Origin of the sequence: Filobacillus milosensis, assembly GCF_004402015.1 — a bacterium.
GTDB lineage: Bacteria > Bacillota > Bacilli > Bacillales > Alkalibacillaceae > Filobacillus > Filobacillus milosensis.
On record NZ_SOPW01000004.1, the window covers coordinates 222,789 to 245,530 of the forward strand.

Sequence of the window (22,742 nt, forward strand, 5' to 3'; positions counted from 1 at the left end):
ATCTAATTCTTACTAATAATTCACATCATCTGTTTCAATAAGTTAGGTAGATACCAATTGGAACTAATACCAAATAGCTTAATGCAAGCAAAATAAACCCTCCACGCCAAACTATTCGAGCTGCTTGCCATATGTTTATATCAATTTCATTCTTCCACTGGATAGTTATGACTGCTATGATGGCTAACATATATGTAATAATCGTCCATGTAAGAAATGAATTTTCAAATATGAGATAAAGCAAAGCATTAACTGCAATTATAAAAAAGACACTAGACAAATCTGCAGCAATTTTAGTTGAACGCGTAGCCTGATTAGTTACTTTTTTAAGTACGAAAAACAGAATAAAAAATGAGATGTAAGGTATAGTTGCTAGAATAGCCACTAATGTTAACAGTAAATCCATAGTGAACTCCTTAAATATTTTCTTTAGCTTTAATTAATTGATATATGAGCGAATGGGACGGTAGTGTCTCTTGAGATTGTTTTAAAATAAATCCGTTAATGTAATCAATTTCCGTCTGCTTATTTTGTTGAATATCTTTTAGCATAGATGAATGATTTTCTTTAGTTTGACTTGCTACTTTCTGAACTAATGACCATGCATGGTTTGAATCGATCTTCATTGCTAACGCCGCTTCATGAGATAATTGATGGGCTATATCTTTTAGATAATCATTTGTTAAGATTTCACCATTCTTCACTTCGAAAAGCGCAGTAAGTGGGTTAATAACACTATTAACAATTAACTTTTCATGCAAAACCTGTGATAAATTAGAAGCGAATTCAACATTTATTACGTCACGACTCAGTTGATTAGCAGTACGAATTGCTATGTCATTGTTATCGGCAACAGAAGCTATTCTGATTAGCCCCGCTCCCTTTAAACTGATTGAATGGTCCTCTAATTTACTAATACCGTAATCACAGGTACCAACTAATATATTTTTTAATTCAACAGAGACTTTTTCAATGTGACCTAATCCATTTTGCAAAAAAAGAAATGTTGTTGTTTCAGATACTTCTTTAAGTACAGGCAATAGATTATCAATGTGGGGTTGCTTCACGCAAATAATTAATAAGTCATGCTTTTTAATATTTTCTACAAGTTCAACATCAATATGAAAAGGCTTTTGATCAACCAATATTCCGTTCTTTAGAATACTTTGTCGTTGACGATCTCGTCTGCAATATCCCGTTACATTATGACTTTCAGACAATTGAGATGCAACAAATAAACCCACTGAACCTAATCCAATTACCCCAATATTCATAGGACACCTTCCCTACCTTTTCTTTTATTTTATCAAAAAATTGTATGAATAGAAGATTCTTGTCGAATAATTTATATTAGTGCTTTCATTTTCAACGAAAAATATTTATATTATAATGATATTAGCATAACTAAGGGGGCATTGTTCATGTCAGGGGAAGTAGAAAGACTGTTAATAAACTTTAAAACGCTAGAGGAATTCAAAAAATTTAAAGAGTACGGCATTCAAGAATTATCAATGTTTGAAGAGTTACAGCACAATATGATTGAAAACAATAGCGAATCCCCATTTTTCGGTATTTATTACGGAAATTCGTTAGTTGCTCGAATGAGTCTTTATCAAGTTAATCAAAAATACGATTTTTATTTTGATCCTAAACAAGACTATTTAGAGCTTTGGAAACTGGAAGTTTTAGAAAACTATCGACATAAAGGCTTTGGTCAAAAGCTAGTTGAGTTTGCTAAAAGCTTCGAGCTACCGATCAAAACAAATGCAAGAATCAATTCTCAGGGCTTTTGGGAGAAGATGGGCTTTCAACCTGCCACTTATGAAATGGAAAGAGACTTTGGAGAGAACCCATTTATTTGGATGCCTAAAGGCGTAGACGAAAAAAATAATTAAAAAAATTCTGTTAATGCACACAAAAATCTCTTCCACCTTTATTGTAGATGGAAGAGATTTTTTATTTGTGTTGAAGATTTCGCTTAACCTCTGTGATTTTCTCATAAAAATCATCTATAATCTTTTCATATTGAGCCAATTGTTGTCTCAGTTCATCATTATGTAAGCCATCCGATTGCCTCAAAGTATGAGTATCTCGTTTATAATAATCACCTTTTAGCTGTTCAAGTTGATTAATAACCTCGTCAAATGCTTGTAATCTCGGATATTCAGAAGGACTTATCTGCTTAGGTTGAGAAGTAAAAACCGTTTGATCATTTAATTTTTTTCTACTTTGCTTGGCTAAATCGATCGCTTGACGATATTGTTTCCTTAAATTAGCATTCCACCTAAAACCACACGCTTGTGGAGTTCGAGATAAACGATGACCAACCTCTTCAAACGCTTTCATTTGGGTTTTTCCTTCTCTTATATAACGTAATACTGTCTCAGCAAGAAGTAAGTCTTCATCTTTCGACCATGCATCCTGTCTCGTCGACATCACTATACACCCCTTAACTCTATTAACTTTAATATTACTCTATGCAATAACTAAAGGGGTTAGAAGAATTACTTATTATTTTTATTGAAAAATTGTTTTAAAGCTTCCTTGTGTTCCTCACTGACCCACAATTGACTGCACGCCTTTACTTCATTATCCATTTGAATAGCTAGTGAGTCTAAAGACATCTTAGATAGTCTTTGTTGTTTCCATAATGTCATTTGATCAAATGACCGATTTAAAAAAGGAGCTAATAATTCATGTTGAGAGCTGATCGTTTCTTCAGTAATGATTTTTTGAATAAATCCTATTTCTTTTAATTCTTGTACATCTTTCACATCAGCTTCAATCATCCATTGAAAAGCCTGCTGCGGGTGAATTCGTTCATATAATAATGTTCCTCCACCCCAGCCAGTCGAAATCCCAAGTTGACCTTGAATAAATCCATAATTAGCAGCATTGGTTGCGAATCTAAAATCACATGCTGATGCAATTTCTAAACCTCCGCCACGAGCCAATCCGTTCATCCAGGCAATAGTTGGAATAGGTAAGGTAGCTAATTTGTATAACACTTCTTGCATGGGTTTCAGTAAGTTATAGGCTTCATCGGCAGACATTTCACCGTGAAAATCATTCAAATCTCCACCAGCACAAAAAGACCTTGACCCAGCTCCTGTAATAATAAGAAACTTTAATGATTCAACATTTATATGATCTAAAATATCATTTAACTTTGACACCACAGATAAGGAAATGGCATTTAACTTATCTGGTCGATTAATCGTAATCACAGCGTAACCATCTGGCGATACATCATATAAAACTTTAGGCATATACACGTACCTCTTTTCTTAATGCTTTAATAAAATATAATTTTTATTTATTAAAGCTACAGGCGGACGCTTTCCGCGGGCACGGCCTCAACGAAGGAACATCTTTGAATAATCTCCATTGCACCTTTGCACCGAGGAAGCATACTGCGAAGCGTTACTAGAAGACGCAGGTGCATCCCGCGTGATTTTCGGCTCGTGCTGTTCCCGCAGGAGTGGCCGCCTTTCGCTCACTTATCCAATTTATTTTTCATTAAATGACAACAAAGAAATTCCTTTTTAAATATTTATAAGGACTATAAAAAAAGATGCCTCAATTCTGAGACATCTCTTCCTTATTTCTCTACTACCTCTTTACCATCATACTGACCACATGCTTTACATACGTGGTGAGGTTTTGTATATTCACCGCAATTTGAACATTCTACCATGCCAGGTACATGTAATTTCTTATGCGTACGACGTTGGTTTTTAACTTTTTTAGAAGTTCTTCTCTTTGGTACTGCCATGTGTTACACCTCCCTTAAAGTTGATCCAAACATTTATAAAGGATCACTAACATTAATCGTTTTTGTCATCAAAAAAGTTTTTCAATGAAGATAAACGAGGGTCCACCTTCTGTTTTTCTTCTTCTTCATCTTTAGCTTTTAAGTCTTCATGCTCATCTTCTTGAAGAAGATCCCAACCATTTCCTTCAGAAATGATGTTATCCATCGTTGCCTCATCACTGTAAACTCTAATGGGTACTTCCAATAGAATATTTTCCTCGATATAAGGCAGTAAGTCAAGCAATTCTTGATCAATATAATGAATATCTTCATCTTCTTTAGCTGCGTATTCTACAGTAGTAAATTGATCAACAGCCTGTACTGTAAAATCATAAGGAACATCAACTAATGTTCTTGCACAAGGTAACGTCATGGTACCTTTAATAGAATAGCGAAATGTAAACGTTTCTCCAGATACGCTTACTTCACCATCAACTTTAACATCATTGATTTCTCTAATATCATTTTCCATACGCTCCAGTCCACTAACATTAACTGTTTCACTGAAATCATATGGTGCTTCTCTTTTAATTTTTTGTAAGGAAAAATTCATAGTATCACCTCAAGGCAACAAGAGTTATTGTAAAAGGAAATTAACCTTTTGTCAATATTTTTTCTTAACACCACAAAATTAAACACAGATAAACTTGATTTTATCTTTAGTTCCTTCTAAATTAGATTATAGAATATTTAATTAGGCGGTGTCATTCATGAAAGCATGTGGTTTAATTGTCGAATATAATCCGTTTCATAATGGTCATGTGTACCATCTCCAGCAATCTAAAGAAGAAACTCAAGCTGATGTAATGGTAGCAGTAATGAGCGGTTCTTTCTTACAACGTGGTGAACCGGCCATTATTGATAAGTTTCATCGCGCAAAAGCAGCATTACAAAGTGGTGTAGATATTGTTTTAGAATTACCTTATGTTTATGCTGTCCAATATGCTGATTTATTTGCACGAGGTGCCATCTTAACATTATCAAGTTTAAATGTCGACCATGTATGCTTCGGAAGTGAAGCAGGGAATATAGTACCTTTTATAAATGGCTATCATCATTATATACAAAATGAAAAACAGTTTGAATCAAAACTTCATCAATTTTTAGATGAAGGTCTGTCTTTCCCTCAAGCAAGTAAAAAAGCTTATGAATCAATTGATTTAACTTCAGGTGAAGTTGATTTAAGCCAACCGAACAATATTTTAGGTTTTAGCTATGTTAAAGCTGTAAAAGAACTGAATGCTTCAATAAAACCTGAAACGATTCAACGAACTAAGAGTGGTTATCACGATGAAAAGATCGAACATGATATTGCAAGTGCGACAAGCATCCGAAAAGAAATACTTCAACAACAGTCCATGACATCAAATGCTCGAAATGCTCTTCCAACTGCCACTGTGGAACAGCTTAACAATTACATGCATTCAAGCGGACGCTGGCATAGTTGGGAAGATTATTTCCCATTCTTACAATTACTCGTACAAACTCGAACACTGGATGAGCTTAAGTCTATTCATGGAGTCATTGAAGGTCTTGAATATCGGTTAAAACAAACAGTTCAAGAAGCTGAATCTTTTGAACACTGGATGCAATTATTAAAAACAAAGCGTTACACATGGACACGTATACAACGAATGTTTGCACATTTATTAACAAATACCACAAAAGAAGAGATTGAAACTTATAAATCTATAAACCAATCACCTTACGTTAGAATTTTGGGTATGACTGATAAAGGACGTTCATATATTCAATCGATTAAAAAGGATATTGACGTACCATTAATATCGAACATCCAACAGTTTAACCATTCAATGTTGGACATTGAAGAAAGAGCAACTAATGCTTATTACTCTCCGTTACCTTCATCAGTCAAAAAAGTATTTAAATCGCAGGAATTAACAGGACCTATTATATTAAAAGAGACAGGAATTTAATTTCCTGTCTCTTTTTCATCTAATTCATTTAAATAATTTAAAGCATCTTCAAAAGTATCGACTGCAACTACTTTCATATCTGTTCCAATTTCTTCAGCAGTCTCTTTAGCTACTTGGTAATTAGAACCTTCCCGTCCCTCTTCATTAGGGGCAAAGAAAATATCTGCTCCTTCGTTATCAGCTGCAACTACCTTTTTATCAATTCCACCAATTCGATAAACATTTCCATCGTAATCAATTTCACCTGTTCCTGCAATTTGATATCCTTTTGTAATATCTTCAGAAGTTAACTGATCATAAATTTCCAGAGTTAACATTAATCCTGCACTTGGTCCGCCAATACCACCGCTGTCAAATTCAATCTCTGGTTCCACGGAAACATCACGATCTGTCACAAGGGAAATACCCATCCCTGCACGATCAGGGTCATTTGGAAATGATCCCAGCGCAAAACTAACATTAATCTCTCTTTCAACCTCTTCTTCTTCACGGATTACGGTTAAATCGATGCTTTCTCCTTTTTCTAGAGGAGATATTATATCTAATACTTCTTGAGCAGAAGTGACATCTTGACCATTTATTGCAATGATACGATCTCCACGCTCTAAATGGCCTTGAGCTGGCATACTATCTACAACAGCCATTACGTAGACACCTTTATAATCTATTGTGATATCCTTATTAGCTGCCTTATATGCCACTACCGTTGCCGCTTCTTGTGATGTTTCCATAAAATGAATTTGTGTTTCCATATACTCTTCTTGACTAACACCTTCTGGGCGAATTTGTTCTAAATCATAGATTTGATAAAAAGGTCTAATTTTTGCCCACAAGTAATATATAGGGGTGGCTTGCCCACCTCGAACAGTGACTAAATGGAGTTCACCTTCGCTATCAAAATGACCTTCAACATCCACCACATCATCTAATGCATATATACCACCTGGTTGATAGATGTAATAATCTAATTTATAACTTGTTAAGAAAAATATAAGTCCTAATAATATGACAAAGAAAATAAGCTGTTTCCGTTTAATTTGCATCTGAACCCTTCCAATCTGCTATTACATTTTTTATTTGATCGATATGCTTTATTCCTTCTTCTTCCCCCTTAGAGATTATTTCTTCAATTTGAGAATAATTCCTTGAACTATATGAATAAACTTCAGGACGCATAATGATATCTGCATCAACCATTCGATAATTTGTAATTTCATTTTGCATGATATCAATACTCTGCATGATGATGTCATATATTGAGTACACTTCAGTATTTTTCTCAAACTTTGAGCAATCAACCGCTATAACGATATCTGCTCCCATGTCTTTTACGACAGAAATAGGAATTCTATCTATTACACCACCATCAACCAGTAAATGGTCACCAACTTTTACAGGAACAAAAACCCCTGGAATAGAAATACTGGCTCTAACGGCAGTTGCTGCATCTCCTTCAGAAAAAACAACCTTTTCACCGTTGTAAACATCTGTTGCCACAATTGAAACGGGAATCTTAAATTCTTCCAGCTTTTTATTAAATGTAAACATACTAATATAGGATTTGATTCGATCCCCTTGAATCAAGCCCATCTTAGGTACAATAATATCCATAAAATATTTCCGTTTAAAAGTAAGGGCTAATTGATACATGTTTTCCACAGTTTGACCAGATCCGTAGAAAGCACCAACTAGTGCCCCCATACTACTTCCAGCAATATAATCTATTGGAATCCCATGTTCTTCTAATACTTTAATAACACCTAAATGAGAAAATCCTCTAGCTCCTCCAGAACCTAAGGCTAAACCTATTTTTGGTCGGCTCATAGGCTCCCTCCTGTCAAAATTATTTCATCTATGCATAAGTAAACAACTATCTTGCGTATAGTGTATAAGAAGTTCGTTATCATTATATTTTACTATTTGATGTTCTATTCGTACAGCCATCTTCATGATTAGGAGGCAGATTAGTGATCGATAAAGTCCGGACAATTCTTTATACGATTAGCACAATATTTTTGGCACTTGCCATTATTATATACCCTGATGATTCGTTTGAAGCCTCAATCAGAGGTTTAAATTTATGGTTAGAAATAGTATTCCCTTCTTTATTACCCTTTTTCATCGTAGCTGAATTACTATTGGCATTCGGTATCGTAAGGTTAATCGGTATGCTTTTAGAACCATTAATGAGACCTCTATTTAATATCCCTGGGGCTGGAGGGGTCGTTTTAGGTATGGGACTAGCCAGTGGTTATCCTTCAGGGGCGAAAATTTCTGCCAGGTTAAGACAAGAAGGTGTGTTAACCCAAACTGAAGCTGAGCGACTTGTATCCTTCACAAATGCTTCAAACCCTTTATTTATATTTGGTGCGATTTCCGTAGGATTTTTTCATGATGCAAAAACAGGTTTACTGCTTGCAAGTAGTCACTATATTGGGGCAGTATTAGTTGGTTTATGTATGAGATTTTATAAATATAAGGATTATTCTTATAGAGAACAAAGAGTAATTAAGACATCATTTTTAAGAAGAGCTTGGTCAACCCTTCACCATGAACGCATGAAATCAAAAGAACCATTGGGTAAAATTCTAGGACAAGCTGTCAGTTCTTCCATACAAACTCTTGTGTTGATTGGAGGATTTATTGTTTTATTTTCGGTGATCAATAAGTTACTTTTTTTAACCGGTGTAACAACTAAAGTAGCTGCAGCTATTGGGCAACTATTTAATGTATTATCCATTCCACCTGATCTATCCTTACCATTCATAGCTGGGTTATTTGAGATTACATTAGGTGCTCAAATGATTTCTCAAACAGAACATACAACTTTATTGGTGCAATTAGTATTTGTTAGCGCAATACTTGCTTTTAATGGCTTTTCAATACAGGCACAGGTTGCTAGTATATTATCAAATACAGATATTCGGTTTGCACCTTACTTTTTCGCCAGAATTCTACACATTTTCTTTTCTGTATGGCTAACAATTATTTTGTTTAAACCGTTATATTTAAACCGTAACGCGTATTCGCCTTATGATATTACTGTAGATTCTGAACAACAAACCTTACCCACATATTTTTGGATGGATTTATGGCAATGGTTAGAACAATACGGTCAATGGATTTCACTTGGTTCACTTTTGATTGGATGTTTAATACTATTTGCACAAATTAAAAGAGCCTAGTGCGGCTCTTTTTCTAATTCCCTTATTTATATTTCTCAATTAATGCTTGTGCAACGACACCTGGAACCAGGTCTGAAACATCTGATTTATATTTCGCTGCTTCTTTTACAATACTTGAGCTCAGGAATGAATATTGATTATTTGTCATCATAAAAAACGTTTCAATTTCTTCGTTTAGTTTTCTGTTCATAGATGTGATTTGCATTTCATATTCAAAGTCACTTACAGCTCGTAAACCTCTTAAAATAACATCCACATTCTTACTTTTAGCATAATCAACTAATAAACCCTGACTGACATCACAGCTTACGTTAGGTAAATCACTTGTTGCTTCCTTAATAAGCTCCAGCCTTTCTTCCACAGAAAACAATGGAGATTTAGATTGGTTATTGAAAACGGCTACGATGACATGATCAAAAATCTTCGCCCCACGGCGAATAATATCTAAATGGCCATATGTAATTGGATCAAAACTACCCGGACAGATTGCTGTTTTTGGCATGCTAGCTCCCCCTACTTAGAAAATTGATAAATAGTTATTTGTGTCAATGAACTGTATTCTTCACGCTTTAACATTGTATAACTATCAAAAGAATCTGGCAATTGTTCTTCTTGAGAATGTTCACAAATGATTAATGCACCATCTTCTAAAAGCTCATATTCAGTTAAAGCCGTAAATAGCTTCATAAATGGTACTTTTCCATATGGTGGATCTAAAAATATAAAATCAAACGTTTTTTTCCGTTTTCCCGCTGCTTTAATTGCTCTAAATGCATCATTACGATAAATGTCACAACGTTTATTTAATTCTAATTTTTTAACATTTTCTCTAATCGTTTGAATCGCTTGAAACTGTTGATCAACAAAAGTGACGCGATCCATTCCTCTACTAAGAGCTTCTATCCCTAAGTTTCCACTACCGGCAAATAGATCAAGAGCTCTTCCTCCTTCAAAGAAAGGACCTATGATTTGAAATAACGATTCCTTCACTTTATCTGTGGTTGGTCGTGTTTTTTGACCAGACACGGCATTAATAGGATGTCCTTTAAATTCTCCTGCTATCACACGCATTTAATCACCCTTATGATTTTTATAATTTGATGTATACTTTTCAACTCTAGTGGTAAAAATAGCTTCTAGAACGGAACTAAGAGGAATCCGTTCATTCGGAGAAAGTCTTATCATTCCCCATAAGACCTTCTTCCGGTTTCTCCTCTCCCTTTTTGTACTCTCTCTGTTGTGAAACGGAGAGTTGTGGCTCTTATTTAATCTGCGGATTAAAAAGAGCCACTTTTTTATTCCCTTATTTTGATCTCTGAATACTCAAAGAGAATATTTTTGAAGCTACTTCAGAATTGATATACATTCTATCATTTAGTTTAACCAAAAACTCTTCAATGAATTGATAATGTGTTTCATTAAGGATATATAGGTCTCTTTTAGGATAAATCCTTATACGCTCATTACCTTTACTAATCATTAACTCACCTTCTCTAAGTTCAGAAAACGTTAATTCAGTATCTTCAACAATATCTTCAAGCGGCAGATAGCTTGTATCGTTATACAGAATCCCTTTCCAATCTACCTCTTCATTATTTAAAGTAATTTCTCTTTGGTCATATTCATAAAAAGGAACATTAGGTTCGTTCGTCATATTACTTACAAAAAAATCGGTGTAGATATCCAGCTCCTTTAATGACTCATCTAAATACTGATCTAAGTTATTTAGTTCTTCTTTATGGTTTATTAAAACATTCAGCCACTCTTCTTTTTGTTTACGAGTTAAATGTTGATTTAATTGATTGGATAGAAAAGCAGCCTTGTCTGATTGTATTTCCATGGAAAAAAAGAAGGCATTCAGAATATTGATTAACAGTTCACTGTGATTGGTTTGCTCAGTTAACTGACGCTTTATAGTTGTCCCTAATAAACCTGAAGCTATCTTTCTTTTTTCCGTATGATTTATGACTGAAACTCCCGTATTATAAGTGGGATCTTGATCAGGGTTAATAATAAAGATTTGGTTTTTCACGTCAAATAAATCTAATAGTTCTATAAATGGCTCAAATTTATAAGGAATATGAGATAAGATTAATGTTTGATGCTTCTGACCGTATACCGCTTCATATTGTGCATTTGATTTAACCATTGGAATAGACTCAACATTGTTAAAAGTCCATTGGTGGTAATTAATTCGTTCTAAAACATCTGAATAATTTGGTTTTTTAAACGTGTACCAATTCCAACCTTCATTTATAGGACTTGTCATAGTCAGCTTAATAGGTAAAGTAACTTGCTGATCATTCAATTGAAATTTAGGTAGCCAATTTAATAATAAACCTTCTTCCTCATTAAAAGGCAAAGAATAAGTTAAGCTTACTTCATGAGTTTCTTTAAGTGTGATGGTTTGATTTTGAATGGTGCATGATTCATCTTGGCTGTTCGTACACGATACTTTTGATGCAACATTAGGTAATTCAATGATTAGTTTGTTATCTTGTAACTGATTAACTGTTAAATTAACATTAACTTGATGGTTAGATTCATAAAGGTTAACGTCTACATTGGGTCCAACATCTTCTTCAGCTATAATATTATGAAAATCCCACCACTGATAAACTGCTAATCCCAAGCTCATGGTTGCCATAAGAAGGGTTAACATGATCCAATTTCTCATGACCATCCACCTTTATGTATAATTCGATTTTATTTTACCAAAAGGGACACGTGGTTACTATGTTGTTTCACAAAAAAGTCGAAACGTGCTACATTTATGATTGATGCATAGGAGGTTTAAAAGATGACACAAAGATTTATAAAATTAGGTGAAGGTTATGGGGACATCTATGAATTATTAACCTTAGTTGAAGAAATGCCACATCGCGTGGAACGGTTGTTAGCTTTTCACACAATAAAAAACAACGAAGAACGTACATCAATTGCGGCAATATTTAAACCAACCCATAAAGGTAAATTTCAACCCATATATATTTGTTTAGAAGGCATACCCAAACCCAAAGAAGAATCAAGCAATGTTCGTTATGACGCTTTTAAAGAAGTGAGTGAAAAAAATAATTTACCAATAATAGAAATGGTCGTTCCGCCTTCAGATACATACCATGAAGAGGAACTGTATTACCAGCAACTTATAGCCGTACTTAGATTAAACCACATCTTACCACCTGCTTAAAGGTATAAAAAAGCTGAAGCATTTCGCTTCAGCTTTTTAAAATACCGTTCTTATTTCTTCTTCATACTCTTCTTTAACAGGCTCATGTTTATCTTTCTTTTGATAAACTGTATCAACATATGGTTTATAAGAGTAATCCACTTTCTTAACAAAGTTTAATCGTTGAATTTGTTCAATAACATCTTCAACTTGATCTTGATCCACATATAGTAATAAGTATTTTTGCTTTCTTGATGAATAGATCATATGACCGTAACGTCTTAACCTTTTAGCATACTTATGATGTTTAATCCATACTACAAGTCCTTGTCGTTTTACTATCATATATAAACCTCATTTCTTACTGATGTCTAAGAAGCGCAGCCACATGATCCACCGCTTCCACACCCGCATCCTGAACCAGTATCTTTAAGTGCTATCCCATCTCGAGGTGCTTTAATGTTTGGACTGATTGAATTCGCAATAATTACAGAAACATCATCTAACAATCCTTGTAATTGCGTTTCAGATTGTTTGTAAATTGCTACTGAATCGTGCATGTCTAAATCACGTTTAAGCGTTCTAATTTCTTTCATGATTTTACTATAATCTGGATGATAACGACCGAATCGTTGAACATCATCATAATCTTCTTTCATATTTGTAAAATCATTTATTAATTGTTGAGCCTTAGGGTCTTTGTAAAGCTCATTTTTGCGTTGTTCATATATATTAAAGTCTTCTGACTGCTTAATCATTTTTCCTAATCTTTCAGCATGCTCTAAAGCCTCAATGACTTCTAAATTAGCGAGCATAACCTCACCTCCGTATCCCTATCTTATCAAATTTAAGACAAGAATACTACCTGAGACTTATATGTTAAAAGAATCGCTTTCTTTGGTTATACTGATGATAAGGGTTTGAATGATTTGACTTTTTTAGAAAGCCTTGAACTTGATCAATTGTTTTTGATAAATTATTAACTTGCTTTTCAAGTTGGTCAATATCAACTTTTGATAACATATCAAATAAACTTGAAAACTTATTCATATAATCATTGTGTGACGCACTTTGCTTTTCATTGATTTCGTACTGGTCCCATATTGGATCTTGTTCGCCAGAAGTATGCCATTTATCAAATAATTCCTGCCATGAATAACGACCGCGTCTAACGTCATCAATGATTCCATGTCGACTTTCAACAAACTGTTTAAACTCTCTAACCTCATCTGGTAAAGGAGATTGATTCATTATAAATTCACACCTTTCAAATTAGACTTATAATATTATAATTTGGATTAAATAAAAATGTTCTTCAATATGAGTGAACTTATGAATAATTTGAAGAAATTGTTACACATTATCGATATTTGCTTAGAAATAATTGATAATTTAACGGTTTCATAATATGATAAATTTAATGAAACTTATGTAGAGGTGAAAAAAATGAAATTAGAACACACTGAGATTCAAGACACTGTACTAGATTTACAACCACTAACATATATCATGGAAAGAAATGGATTTGTTTTAGCTGGACAGTGGGATTACGAGCGTGTCACATATGATTTGAAAATTAATGCACCTGAGAAAAATATTACTTACTATTTACGCGTAAGTGGATATGCTCAAGAAGGTGACGTCGATTCTGGTAAAGCTGTTATTAAATTATTAACACCACTACTAGGTGTTCACCACTATCCTCACGGCGTAGAGTATGGTGAAGAACAAGATATCCCGAATAACATTCAGGAAAAAGCGAGACGTGTACTTAAAAACGTAGATGAACAACTTAAGCAATTCCAATCTGAAGAAGCTAATTAATAGTAAACAAAAACGTGAACTCAACTTATTGAGTTCACGTTTCATTCCATACATACCTATTACGTTAAGTATGAAAGGGGACTAGAATTCAATTGTTCAAAAATATAACCAAGCGCCATTGGACGATTGCGCTTTATCTTGTACTGTTATTAGTCATTGCCTACTTTATCTTACCTATTTCAGTCCCGCTTATTTTAGCTTTTCTAACAGCTTTGTTTCTAAACCCGTTAATCCGGTTGTGTACCAGGCGGTTTCGCGTTTCAAGAAAAATAGCTGTAACGATTGTATTCCTGGTTTTTATTCTTATTTTAGCCACAATTGGTACATATACAACGACAAAAGTTGTTGGCCAAGTCATAAAAATTACAGAGAATATTCCATCATACATAACTGATGTTGAATCAGAACTTGGTGAGTTAAGAACTGATTTCGATGCCTATACTGAAGAATGGCCGGTTGATTTTGTAAATACTATAGAAAAGGAAGTAACAAAAAATCTTGCAGGATACGGCCGTCAACTTAGAGAATATAATTATGTCGAAAACATTACTCAAATTTTCATGAAAGTTCCCGACTTTCTAATCAATTTTCTAGTTTATCTGATTGCTTTATTTTTATTTATGCTAGATTTACCTAACCTTCGAAACAAATTTTATGGCATGATGACTGACAATACTCAAGAGAAATTCAAATTTATGAATGCGAGACTCTCTTATGTTTTATTAGGGTTCTTGAAAGCTCAATTTCTAGTTAGTTTGATTATTTTCACAGTATCTTTAATAGGTTTATTACTTATTACGCCTGAAGTTGCTCTAATCATGTCAATTATCATTTGGCTCGTTGATTTAATACCGATTATCGGTTCGATCATTATTCTAGGGCCATGGGCATTATATATGTTCTTTACGGGCGATATCGTATTAGGGACAAAGCTATCTGTATTAGCCATCATCTTATTGACGATTCGTCGTACCATTGAACCTAAAGTTATGGGGCATCACATTGGGTTACAACCCCTCCCTACATTAATTGGAATGTTTTTAGGTCTCCAATTAATTGGGTTTTTAGGATTTTTCTTAGGTCCATTAGTCGTTATCTTGTTTAACAGTGCTAAAGAAGCAGGAATTATTAAATGGAGCTTAAAAATATAAAAGCGTTCTGACATAATGTCAGAACGCTATTATTTATCCAAAAATAGCTTTAAATAAATTTGTACCATGTTCACCATCATAAATAATATAGAGAAGTAAATAAACCATAACTCCTGTGATTGCTGTAAAGAACCATATAATACTAGTAATTGGACCAATCTTACGGTGCTTACTAATATTTCGTTTAAAAGCAAGTGTCAACGTTACAATCCCAAAAATTCCTCCAGTTGTAGCGAGAATAATATGAAAGATTAAAAAGATTGTATAAAAAATCTTCATATCTTCTGGCCCACCAAAACTCGTATTACCTATAAAAATGGTTCTGGACATATACAAAATAAAGAATGTTAGTGCAAATATAGCACCAGTAATCATCACATATTTATGTTGTTTACGCTTATTTTTGGCGATTAGCACCCATCCAATCGCTATAAATATTGCGCTTAGAACAATAAAAGCTGTGCTAATAGTTGGTAAGAACGGAATATTCAATATTCATCAACCTCTTTCATAATTAGGCGTTAAATTTTGCTGTGTTGGTAATGGGTCTGTTCCACGATTCTCTTTGTTGTACCAGTTATAAAATACGTGAGCTAACACTCCACCATAAATTAACTCTTGTAATACTTTCATAATGATCCCCGCTGCCTGCTGATCATAGACTAACGGTATCTTTAAGAACAGTTGCGGACCGCCAAGATTCATCCCTTGTAACACATCAGCAGGAACACAAAGTGACATAGCTGCCATGAATGCATCTGGTTCTGAATATGTCGCATATAATGGTGTATCCGCAAAGATAATTAATGCGCAAGCGGGTGTAATTAACATCCCATTAGCGAATATATAAATAATCTTATATAATGGCTTAATATATTCTTGTTCTTCTAATGGTGTAATCAATGGCCACCACATACAAAATGCCGCAAACAAAATAAATAGTGTGATTGACCAATGCACAAGATTATCTGTTTTTGAGAAATCAAGTATGGCAGGTAAGTGATATAAAGAGAATGTTGCATTAAAGAAAATAATAGCTATTAAAGGTTTAGTTAATATATTTAATACATGACGAAAACCTCTAAGATTAAATATTTTTCTCCACCATTCTTTAGGAAGCCCTTTTATTAATAAGATAGGAACGACCAGGTAGAATATGGCCATCTGCACCATATGTGCCATCAATACGATGTGAGACATTAAATATATTGGTGAACCCTTAACAATATAAAATAATATTAAAGCTGAATACACATATATTTGTTGTCTTCTTGTTGGGGCTACTGTTAAGCCAGATTTATGTTTAAATGGACCTGTAAATAAATAATATAGCAATCCTAGAATGATTGTTATAATTATTATTTCAGGGCTCCATAAAGCTTCAAAACCGAATATTTGGATTTTATCCCACATGTTTATCACCTCGAAGGTACTCTTCTTTCAACCATAAGTATACATGATTATGCCTATGAACTCGACCATTTCAAACATCGTTAATAAAATTGTTGAAATTAAGAAAGTTAGCGAACGGACTGAGATATTTGAAAGACGACTAGACAAACAAAAACTGCACGTTCGATTAGAACGTACAGCAAACTAAAATTATTTAATACGAATTCTCACATCTTCTTCAATCCAGTGAGGATAAGATGAGAGCTCTGCTTTGATAATCCCATCTACTTTACCAACAACGTACTTAAATGTATCTATCTTATTCTGATCATCACTCATGTGTGAAGAACTGTTATTATCGAGTTCGTTTCCATCCTCATCATAAAATTTAGTGAAAGGACTACTGTAATATTCGTCTATTTTGTCCATACTTAAACTGATACTTCCGTGACCATCATACTCAAAATCATAAAATTTATTATACGGATCAAAGAGTATTTTTTCATTATTCACGTCAAACTTCATATAACCTTCACCTTTAGGAACTGCTTGGGCTTTAGAAAATTCCAGGTACAATTCTTGAGGTTTTTCAAAGTAATTGCTTTGTAAGTAATAAGTGACTAAACCTTCATCATTTGGACCAGATTTAGTTGTACCATTCGTAATACCATTCCATACTTCACCTTTACCATCAACGAGTTTAAAATCATCAATGTTTAGAATCTTCATATTGTTGCCTTCAACATGTTGAATTTCAACAGAAGTTCTAATTGGGTTAATTGTAACTGAATTAACTATGATTTTCTGTCCCTCAATACTAACAGTTTTATTAATATCATACGTAACTGGTTTAGCATTATTTTTCGTTTCAAACTCAATTGAGAATTCTTGATTGTGCTCGGATATATTTGCATTTAGAACGAATTTCTCTGATTTGATAGGCTCTGTAAAAAAGTACTCGATCGTACTACTATATTCTTTCCTTTCACTGTTGCCAGGGAAAGACATTCCTGATGAACCAATTGGGAGTTCTTCCCCTTGCTGAGTGGTTAACTCCACTTCATCAAGTTTTAGACCACTTACTGGATCTTCACTTTTCAAAGTATAAAAAATCACCATACCAAATTGATCTTTTACCACGTCATCAATAGTTAGCTCAAAATTACCTTGACGTTCTGATACTCCAATATTTTCAGCGTACCCTTCTTCATAGGCTGATTGTAAGCCTTTATCTCTTGAAACAAGGTCAGCTAATTCGCCTAAGCCAGAAACTTTAGATACCTGTTCAGAAAATGTACTTGAGAAATTCACTAGAGCTACAAAACTAAACAGTAGAATGGCTGCTGCAGTTAATGCTGACATAAAAAAAGGTTTCCATCTAGAAGGTCGACCTTTTGCTTTACTAAATCCACTTTCAATAGCGTGATCAATTTCATCTAAATCGATATCCAAATTATTATAATTCTCTTTCCAATTTTCCAACTCTCTATTAACTGAGTCCTTCATTCCAGCCACCCTCCTTATAACTGCCTAAATCTTGTTTCAGTTTTTTTAAAGCGAAGTGAATTCTTGTTTTAAGTGTGCCTTCTGGAATCTTCAAATGATGAGATAACTCCTCGTAAGTGTAACCGTGAAAATATTTCAAATATATAAGTTCTTGTTCATTAGAATTTAATTTACTAATCGCATCACTTAACCACAACTGATGAAAGTTATCATTAGTTGTCAGTTGCTGCTCTTGATTAATAAATGGATGCATTCGCTTTTGTTTTTTTAAAATGTCTTGGCAATAATTAATCATGATTCTAATTAACCAAGTTTTTAAGTACTCAGGTTGTTTTAACTGTTTCCTTTTCTTATAGGCTCTATATGTTACTTCTTGAATAGCTTCTAGAGCTTCATCTTTATTTTTTAAAAAAGCCAACGCCGTTTTATATAGATCCAGCCGATACAGTTTCATAAATTCCAAAAATGTATCGTCATCATTTTGAATTTTTTTAATATCAAAAGAATCCACCTTACCCCCTCCTTTATTTCTCTTTCTATACATTAGACTATGTAGTTGGGAAATCGTTTTAATAAATTTTATTTTTTTATGATTTACTGCTAAAATACCTAAAACAAAAAACAGGTGTAAGTTAATAAACTCACACCTGTTAATCATAATTTTTACCACCAAACAATTGTTGCTAATGCAAGAACTGTTAAAAGAGCTGCAAAAATACCTGAATAAATCATTAATGCAGGCATTTCATGACCTTCTTGGTTCATGTGCATGAAATAATACAACTGAAATAACACTTGAACGGCAGCTAATACTAATATAATTGGAATTGTAAACAATGCACTAACTTCTGCAATAACTAATCCAAATGCAATTAGCGTAAACGCGATCATCATTGCAAATGTTAGAATATGATGTTTCATTTCCTCTTTATGCTTTTTTCTATAATATAGCTGTTTTTCGTTGGAATTGGTGTTATCCGCCATATTTTAGCCCACCTTTCCCATTAGATATACAACTGTGAAGATAAATACCCAAACAACATCAATGAAGTGCCAGTATAAACTAGCGATATAGAACTTCGGTGCATTGTAAAGGTTAATACCACGTTTAGCATTTCTAATCATTAATGAAATGATCCAAGCTAAACCAAATGCTACGTGCCCTCCGTGGAAACCAACTAATGTGTAGAAAGCAGAAGAGAACGCTGATGTTGTATATCCAAAGTGATATCCATGAACATAGTGATAAAACTCATAAATCTCAAACCCTAAGAAAGTAAAACCAAGTGCAACTGTAATTCCTAACCAAAGTTGCATTTTCTTAAAGTCACCGTTCTTCATATGATACATTGCATAAACACTTGTCAATGAACTTGTTAAAAGAACAATTGTCATTATAAACACAAGCTCAAGTCCAAATATTTCACTTGCAGTTGGACCTTCAGCAGGTGAATTCCTTAATGCTAAATACGTACCGAATAAACTTGCGAATAATACAGTTTCTCCCCCAAGGAAAAACCAGAAACCCATAAATTTATTACGACCTTCAAGGGAGGCTCTCTCAGGGTTTTGTGGCAAGTTATCTGACTTTAACATATCATCAGCCATTAGAACCATCCCCCTTTTCATCTTCTAAATCTTCTTTATGAACATGATAACCTAAGTCATCTTTGAACGAACGGTAAAGCATGCTTCCGGCTGTAATACCAAAACCAATAACGGCTAACACCCAATACGTTCCTTGGAACATTACACCGAATCCTGCGATGAATAAACCAAGTGACATCATAAATGGCACGAATGAGTTATTCGGCATGTGAATATCGCCTAATGGTGTCGCAGGTTGAATTTTACCGTTACCTTCAGTCTTCTCAATCCATAATGGATCTAAACCACGCACTAAAGGTTCTTGTTTAAAGTTATAAAAAGGAGGTGGTGAAGGAATTGCCCATTCTAGGGTACGAGCATCCCAAGGGTCTCCTGAAACTTTAACACCTTTAACTTGAGTAATAATAACGTTGTAAAGAAATACAATTGTACCAACTGCCATAAAGAATGCACCAATTGTACTAATTAAATTAAACAAATCTAAACCTTGATCAGGTAAGAACTTCCAGTAACGACGTGGCATACCCATTAATCCTAAGAAGTGTTGAATAAAGAATGTTAAATGGAATCCAATAAAGAATAACCAGAAGAACCAGTGATTTAGTTTTTCGTTTAACATCGTACCAAACATTTTTGGCCACCAGTAGATAATGCCGGCAAATAAACCTAATACCACACCACCAACGATAACGTAGTGGAAGTGTGCAACTACAAAGTAAGAATCATGGTATTGGAAGTCAGCTGCAGCAGATGCCAACATAACACCTGTCATACCACCAATAGTAAATGTTGGGATAAACCCTAATGCAAAGACCATTGGTGAAGTTAAGCGAATACTTCCTCCCCATAATGTAAATAACCAGTTAAAGATCTTAATACCAGTTGGAACCGCAATGGCCATTGTAGCAACTGCGAAAATTGAGTTAGCTATCGGACCTAAACCAACTGTAAACATGTGGTGTGCCCAAACCATGAAACCTAAGAATGCGATTAATACTGTTGCGAATACCATCGATGAATAACCGAATAAACGCTTCTTAGCAAATGTTGGGATAACCTCACTGAATACACCAAACGCTGGTAAAATCAGAATATATACTTCTGGGTGTCCAAATATCCAGAATAAGTGCTCCCATATAATGGCGTTACCACCCATGGCAGGGTCAAAGAAATTAGCACCGAACAAACGGTCAAATGTTAACATAAATAACCCTACTGTTAATGCTGGGAATGCAAATAAAATAAGTACACTGGCAATGAATGCAGTCCAAGTAAATAATGGCATTCTCATGTATGTCATTCCGGGTGCACGCATATTAACAACAGTTACAATGAAGTTAATACCACCCATTAATGTACCGAAACCGGATATCTGAAGACCTATAGCGTAGAAATCTACACCATGTCCTTCTGAAAAAATTGATAATGGCGCGTATGCCGTCCAACCTGCATCAGGTGCACCTGTTACAAACCATGATACATTTAGCATTACACCACCAAAGAAAAATAACCAAAAACCTAACGAGTTAACAAACGGAAACGCGACGTCACGTGCACCAATTTGTAAAGGTACAACTGCGTTCATTAGCGCGAAAATCAAAGGCATCGCTGCTAAGAAAATCATCGTCGTTCCGTGCATGGTTAATACTTCATTATAAAATTGAGCTGAAATAAACTCGTTGTTTGGACTAATTAATTGAATACGAATGAGCATGGCTTCGAGTCCACCGAGAATAAAGAAGAAAATCCCAGCGACTAAATATAAAATCCCAATTTTTTTGTGGTCTACAGTCGTTAAGTAATCCCATAATGCAGCCCCAAAGCCAGCTTTTCTAGCTGTTGCGCTCACGCTATTAACCTCCCTTTAGAAATGATGTCCCAAATACTACTCATCATTGTTTTCTTCACTAGAACCTTCATTAGATCCATCAGAAGACTCATCGCTACCTTGTGATGATTCTTCATCTTTATTATCTTCTTGAGATTCACCTTGACCTTCAGTCTCTTCTTCCTCTTTAGGGAATAATGATTTTAAATCTGAATCTTTATAAACACCATCTTTAGCATTTTCAGGTGTAATTCCACTAGGACTTAACGTCATTAAGTATTCAGCAATTTTTGCTGCTTCTTCATCTGATAATTCATATGGAGCAGAAGTCATTTGGTTACCTGGCTTCATGTTTCCATCCTCACCTAGACCTTTAGTTTGAATCCATTCAACAAGATTCTCTTTATTATAGTCTAAGTAACCGCCTAATTTGATACGATCACCAAAGTTAGTTAAGTTTGGTCCAATTTTGTTCGGACTAGAACCAATGGCATGACAAGTCATACAATTGTCTTGGAATAATTGCTGACCTTCTTGGGCTGTAGCTGATTCAGGAGTTTCTTCACCAGTTACACCCTGCATATCTTTAATCCACTGTTCAAACTCACCAGGACTAACAGCTATTACTTTAAAGTCCATAATGGAGTGAGAAGGACCACATAATTCAGCACATTTACCCCAGTAAACGCCTTCTTCTTTAGCAAGTAATGTCATTTCATTTGTGTTACCTGTCGGATTGACGTCCATCTTACCATCAATTGACGGTACCCAGAATGAGTGAATAACATCTTGAGATCCCATAGATAAATAAACTCTACGGTCGACAGGAATATATAATTCCTGACTCGTTGAAACTTCCATGTCTTGATACTCGAAGTGCCACCAGTATTGTGCACCAGTTATGTTCACCCATAATGAATCCTGTTCTTCACCTTCTTCATTTAATTCAGGTGATGTATCCGCAAGTGCGAACGTATACTGAACAGTTGGAACTGCTAAAATAAGTAATAAAATAATTGGAATAACAGTCCATAAAGTTTCTAATGCATGATTTCCTTCCGTTTGTTTCGGCATGAAATCCGGATCGTCTTTTTTCTGACGATACTTAACGATAACAAACGTATAAATCACCATAACTACAACAAATACAACTAACATGATGATAATACTTAGAATCATCAAGTCATAAATCATTTCTGCACCTTCACCTTTTGGTTGAAGAGCACTAAGAAATGGTTTACCAGTACAACCTGATAAAACAAGTGCAAGTACGACCAAAGCAAATATGGCTTTGAATTTACTCATCCACCCTTTCATCATCAATACCT

Annotated in this window: 29 protein-coding genes; 7 read left to right on the plus strand and 22 right to left on the minus strand. The window is 34.4% G+C overall.

Translation table 11 applies throughout. The features are described 5' to 3' along the window. Window positions 1-34: 34 nt before the first annotated feature. The gene (locus tag E3U55_RS05675; protein ID WP_134339380.1) at window positions 35-406 is read right to left on the minus strand and encodes a DUF3397 domain-containing protein; all 372 of its coding nucleotides are present in this window, start codon (window positions 404-406) and stop codon (window positions 35-37) included. Window positions 407-416: 10 nt separating this feature from the next. Then, the gene (locus tag E3U55_RS05680) at window positions 417-1,274 is read right to left on the minus strand and encodes a 2-dehydropantoate 2-reductase (protein WP_134339381.1); all 858 of its coding nucleotides are present in this window, start codon (window positions 1,272-1,274) and stop codon (window positions 417-419) included. A gap of 147 nt (window positions 1,275-1,421) precedes the next feature. Here E3U55_RS05680 and E3U55_RS05685 point away from each other — a divergent pair, with 147 nt between their 5' ends. Then, window positions 1,422-1,895, plus strand: a complete 474-nt coding sequence (locus tag E3U55_RS05685) for an N-acetyltransferase (RefSeq protein ID WP_134339382.1) — start codon at window positions 1,422-1,424, stop codon at window positions 1,893-1,895. A gap of 61 nt (window positions 1,896-1,956) precedes the next feature. Here E3U55_RS05685 and E3U55_RS05690 read toward each other — a convergent pair whose 3' ends face one another. From E3U55_RS05690 to E3U55_RS05705, 4 genes are all read right to left on the minus strand, one after another. Continuing rightward, entirely contained in the window at window positions 1,957-2,436 is a 480-nt protein-coding gene (locus tag E3U55_RS05690) for an RsfA family transcriptional regulator (RefSeq protein ID WP_407644097.1), read from the minus strand. A gap of 68 nt (window positions 2,437-2,504) precedes the next feature. Further along, the gene (locus E3U55_RS05695) at window positions 2,505-3,269 is read right to left on the minus strand and encodes an enoyl-CoA hydratase/isomerase family protein (protein ID WP_134339384.1); all 765 of its coding nucleotides are present in this window, start codon (window positions 3,267-3,269) and stop codon (window positions 2,505-2,507) included. 332 nt (window positions 3,270-3,601) lie between these two features. Continuing rightward, window positions 3,602-3,775 (minus strand): 50S ribosomal protein L32, encoded by a 174-nt coding sequence (gene rpmF / locus E3U55_RS05700; RefSeq protein ID WP_134339385.1) that lies wholly within the window; start codon window positions 3,773-3,775, stop codon window positions 3,602-3,604. Between the two features lie 52 nt (window positions 3,776-3,827). Beyond that, the gene (locus E3U55_RS05705; protein ID WP_134339386.1) at window positions 3,828-4,367 is read right to left on the minus strand and encodes a YceD family protein; all 540 of its coding nucleotides are present in this window, start codon (window positions 4,365-4,367) and stop codon (window positions 3,828-3,830) included. A 157-nt stretch (window positions 4,368-4,524) separates the two neighbouring features. Here E3U55_RS05705 and E3U55_RS05710 point away from each other — a divergent pair, with 157 nt between their 5' ends. After that, window positions 4,525-5,751 (plus strand): nucleotidyltransferase, encoded by a 1,227-nt coding sequence (locus E3U55_RS05710; RefSeq protein ID WP_134339387.1) that lies wholly within the window; start codon window positions 4,525-4,527, stop codon window positions 5,749-5,751. On the opposite strand, the gene E3U55_RS05715 is transcribed toward E3U55_RS05710, so the two are convergent. Together E3U55_RS05715 and E3U55_RS05720 are read right to left on the minus strand one after the other, a co-directional pair. Then, window positions 5,748-6,794 (minus strand): SepM family pheromone-processing serine protease, encoded by a 1,047-nt coding sequence (locus E3U55_RS05715; protein WP_134339388.1) that lies wholly within the window; start codon window positions 6,792-6,794, stop codon window positions 5,748-5,750. The two genes, E3U55_RS05710 and E3U55_RS05715, sit on opposite strands and share 4 nt — an antisense overlap. Further along, window positions 6,784-7,575, minus strand: coding sequence for a patatin-like phospholipase family protein (locus tag E3U55_RS05720; protein ID WP_134339389.1), 792 nt, complete (start codon window positions 7,573-7,575; stop codon window positions 6,784-6,786). The genes E3U55_RS05715 and E3U55_RS05720 overlap by 11 nt, the downstream gene beginning before the upstream one ends. Window positions 7,576-7,718: 143 nt before the next feature. On the opposite strand from E3U55_RS05720, the gene ylbJ reads away from it, so the two are divergent. Beyond that, the gene (ylbJ, locus tag E3U55_RS05725; protein ID WP_134339390.1) at window positions 7,719-8,936 is read left to right on the plus strand and encodes a sporulation integral membrane protein YlbJ; all 1,218 of its coding nucleotides are present in this window, start codon (window positions 7,719-7,721) and stop codon (window positions 8,934-8,936) included. Window positions 8,937-8,958: 22 nt separating this feature from the next. Here ylbJ and coaD read toward each other — a convergent pair whose 3' ends face one another. The 3 genes from coaD to E3U55_RS05740 all read right to left on the minus strand — a co-directional run bounded on the left by coaD (window position 8,959) and on the right by E3U55_RS05740 (window position 11,613). Further along, entirely contained in the window at window positions 8,959-9,438 is a 480-nt protein-coding gene (gene coaD, locus E3U55_RS05730; RefSeq protein ID WP_134339392.1) for a pantetheine-phosphate adenylyltransferase, read from the minus strand. An 11-nt stretch (window positions 9,439-9,449) separates the two neighbouring features. Beyond that, window positions 9,450-10,007: a 16S rRNA (guanine(966)-N(2))-methyltransferase RsmD gene (rsmD, locus tag E3U55_RS05735; RefSeq protein WP_134339394.1), complete on the minus strand. Its 558-nt coding sequence runs from the start codon at window positions 10,005-10,007 to the stop codon at window positions 9,450-9,452. Window positions 10,008-10,239: 232 nt separating this feature from the next. Then, the gene (locus E3U55_RS05740) at window positions 10,240-11,613 is read right to left on the minus strand and encodes a hypothetical protein (protein ID WP_134339396.1); all 1,374 of its coding nucleotides are present in this window, start codon (window positions 11,611-11,613) and stop codon (window positions 10,240-10,242) included. A gap of 123 nt (window positions 11,614-11,736) precedes the next feature. Here E3U55_RS05740 and E3U55_RS05745 point away from each other — a divergent pair, with 123 nt between their 5' ends. Continuing rightward, a complete protein-coding gene (locus tag E3U55_RS05745) occupies window positions 11,737-12,126 on the plus strand; it encodes a DUF7147 family protein (protein WP_134339398.1) in 390 nt (129 codons plus the stop codon). 36 nt (window positions 12,127-12,162) lie between these two features. On the opposite strand, the gene E3U55_RS05750 is transcribed toward E3U55_RS05745, so the two are convergent. The 3 genes from E3U55_RS05750 to ylbD form a co-directional block, all read right to left on the minus strand. Next, window positions 12,163-12,450: a YlbG family protein gene (locus tag E3U55_RS05750; protein ID WP_228547479.1), complete on the minus strand. Its 288-nt coding sequence runs from the start codon at window positions 12,448-12,450 to the stop codon at window positions 12,163-12,165. Window positions 12,451-12,476: 26 nt separating this feature from the next. After that, complete coding sequence (locus E3U55_RS05755; protein ID WP_134339399.1) at window positions 12,477-12,920, minus strand: YlbF family regulator; 444 nt, start codon at window positions 12,918-12,920, stop codon at window positions 12,477-12,479. A gap of 64 nt (window positions 12,921-12,984) precedes the next feature. Further along, complete coding sequence (gene ylbD, locus E3U55_RS05760) at window positions 12,985-13,356, minus strand: spore coat protein YlbD (protein ID WP_134339401.1); 372 nt, start codon at window positions 13,354-13,356, stop codon at window positions 12,985-12,987. A gap of 195 nt (window positions 13,357-13,551) precedes the next feature. Here ylbD and E3U55_RS05765 point away from each other — a divergent pair, with 195 nt between their 5' ends. Both E3U55_RS05765 and ytvI read left to right on the plus strand, forming a co-directional pair. Beyond that, window positions 13,552-13,929 carry a YugN family protein gene (locus tag E3U55_RS05765; protein ID WP_134339403.1) on the plus strand — a complete coding sequence of 126 codons (378 nt, stop codon included), beginning with the start codon at window positions 13,552-13,554 and terminating at the stop codon, window positions 13,927-13,929. A gap of 92 nt (window positions 13,930-14,021) precedes the next feature. After that, window positions 14,022-15,080 (plus strand): sporulation integral membrane protein YtvI, encoded by a 1,059-nt coding sequence (gene ytvI, locus E3U55_RS05770; protein ID WP_134339404.1) that lies wholly within the window; start codon window positions 14,022-14,024, stop codon window positions 15,078-15,080. A gap of 33 nt (window positions 15,081-15,113) precedes the next feature. Here ytvI and E3U55_RS05775 read toward each other — a convergent pair whose 3' ends face one another. Together E3U55_RS05775 and ctaG are read right to left on the minus strand one after the other, a co-directional pair. Further along, a complete protein-coding gene (locus E3U55_RS05775) occupies window positions 15,114-15,566 on the minus strand; it encodes a DUF420 domain-containing protein (protein WP_134339449.1) in 453 nt (150 codons plus the stop codon). 12 nt (window positions 15,567-15,578) lie between these two features. Beyond that, entirely contained in the window at window positions 15,579-16,493 is a 915-nt protein-coding gene (ctaG, locus tag E3U55_RS05780; RefSeq protein ID WP_134339406.1) for a cytochrome c oxidase assembly factor CtaG, read from the minus strand. A gap of 55 nt (window positions 16,494-16,548) precedes the next feature. On the opposite strand from ctaG, the gene E3U55_RS17795 reads away from it, so the two are divergent. Next, window positions 16,549-16,680, plus strand: coding sequence for a hypothetical protein (locus E3U55_RS17795; protein WP_267195379.1), 132 nt, complete (start codon window positions 16,549-16,551; stop codon window positions 16,678-16,680). A 2-nt stretch (window positions 16,681-16,682) separates the two neighbouring features. Here E3U55_RS17795 and E3U55_RS05785 read toward each other — a convergent pair whose 3' ends face one another. The 6 genes from E3U55_RS05785 to coxB form a co-directional block, all read right to left on the minus strand. Further along, window positions 16,683-17,978, minus strand: a complete 1,296-nt coding sequence (locus E3U55_RS05785; protein WP_134339407.1) for a DUF4179 domain-containing protein — start codon at window positions 17,976-17,978, stop codon at window positions 16,683-16,685. Continuing rightward, on the minus strand, window positions 17,962-18,489 hold the full coding sequence (locus tag E3U55_RS05790; protein WP_228547480.1) for a sigma-70 family RNA polymerase sigma factor: 528 nt from the start codon (window positions 18,487-18,489) through the stop codon (window positions 17,962-17,964). The genes E3U55_RS05785 and E3U55_RS05790 overlap by 17 nt, the downstream gene beginning before the upstream one ends. Before the next feature lie 152 nt (window positions 18,490-18,641). Then, window positions 18,642-18,962: a cytochrome c oxidase subunit IVB gene (ctaF, locus tag E3U55_RS05795; protein WP_134339409.1), complete on the minus strand. Its 321-nt coding sequence runs from the start codon at window positions 18,960-18,962 to the stop codon at window positions 18,642-18,644. Window positions 18,963-18,965: 3 nt separating this feature from the next. Then, the gene (locus E3U55_RS05800) at window positions 18,966-19,586 is read right to left on the minus strand and encodes a cytochrome (ubi)quinol oxidase subunit III (RefSeq protein ID WP_134339411.1); all 621 of its coding nucleotides are present in this window, start codon (window positions 19,584-19,586) and stop codon (window positions 18,966-18,968) included. Further along, complete coding sequence (ctaD, locus tag E3U55_RS05805; protein ID WP_134339413.1) at window positions 19,579-21,435, minus strand: cytochrome c oxidase subunit I; 1,857 nt, start codon at window positions 21,433-21,435, stop codon at window positions 19,579-19,581. Before ctaD ends, E3U55_RS05800 begins: the two co-directional genes overlap by 8 nt. Before the next feature lie 36 nt (window positions 21,436-21,471). After that, window positions 21,472-22,734: a cytochrome c oxidase subunit II gene (gene coxB / locus E3U55_RS05810; RefSeq protein WP_323740402.1), complete on the minus strand. Its 1,263-nt coding sequence runs from the start codon at window positions 22,732-22,734 to the stop codon at window positions 21,472-21,474. Window positions 22,735-22,742: the final 8 nt, after the last annotated feature.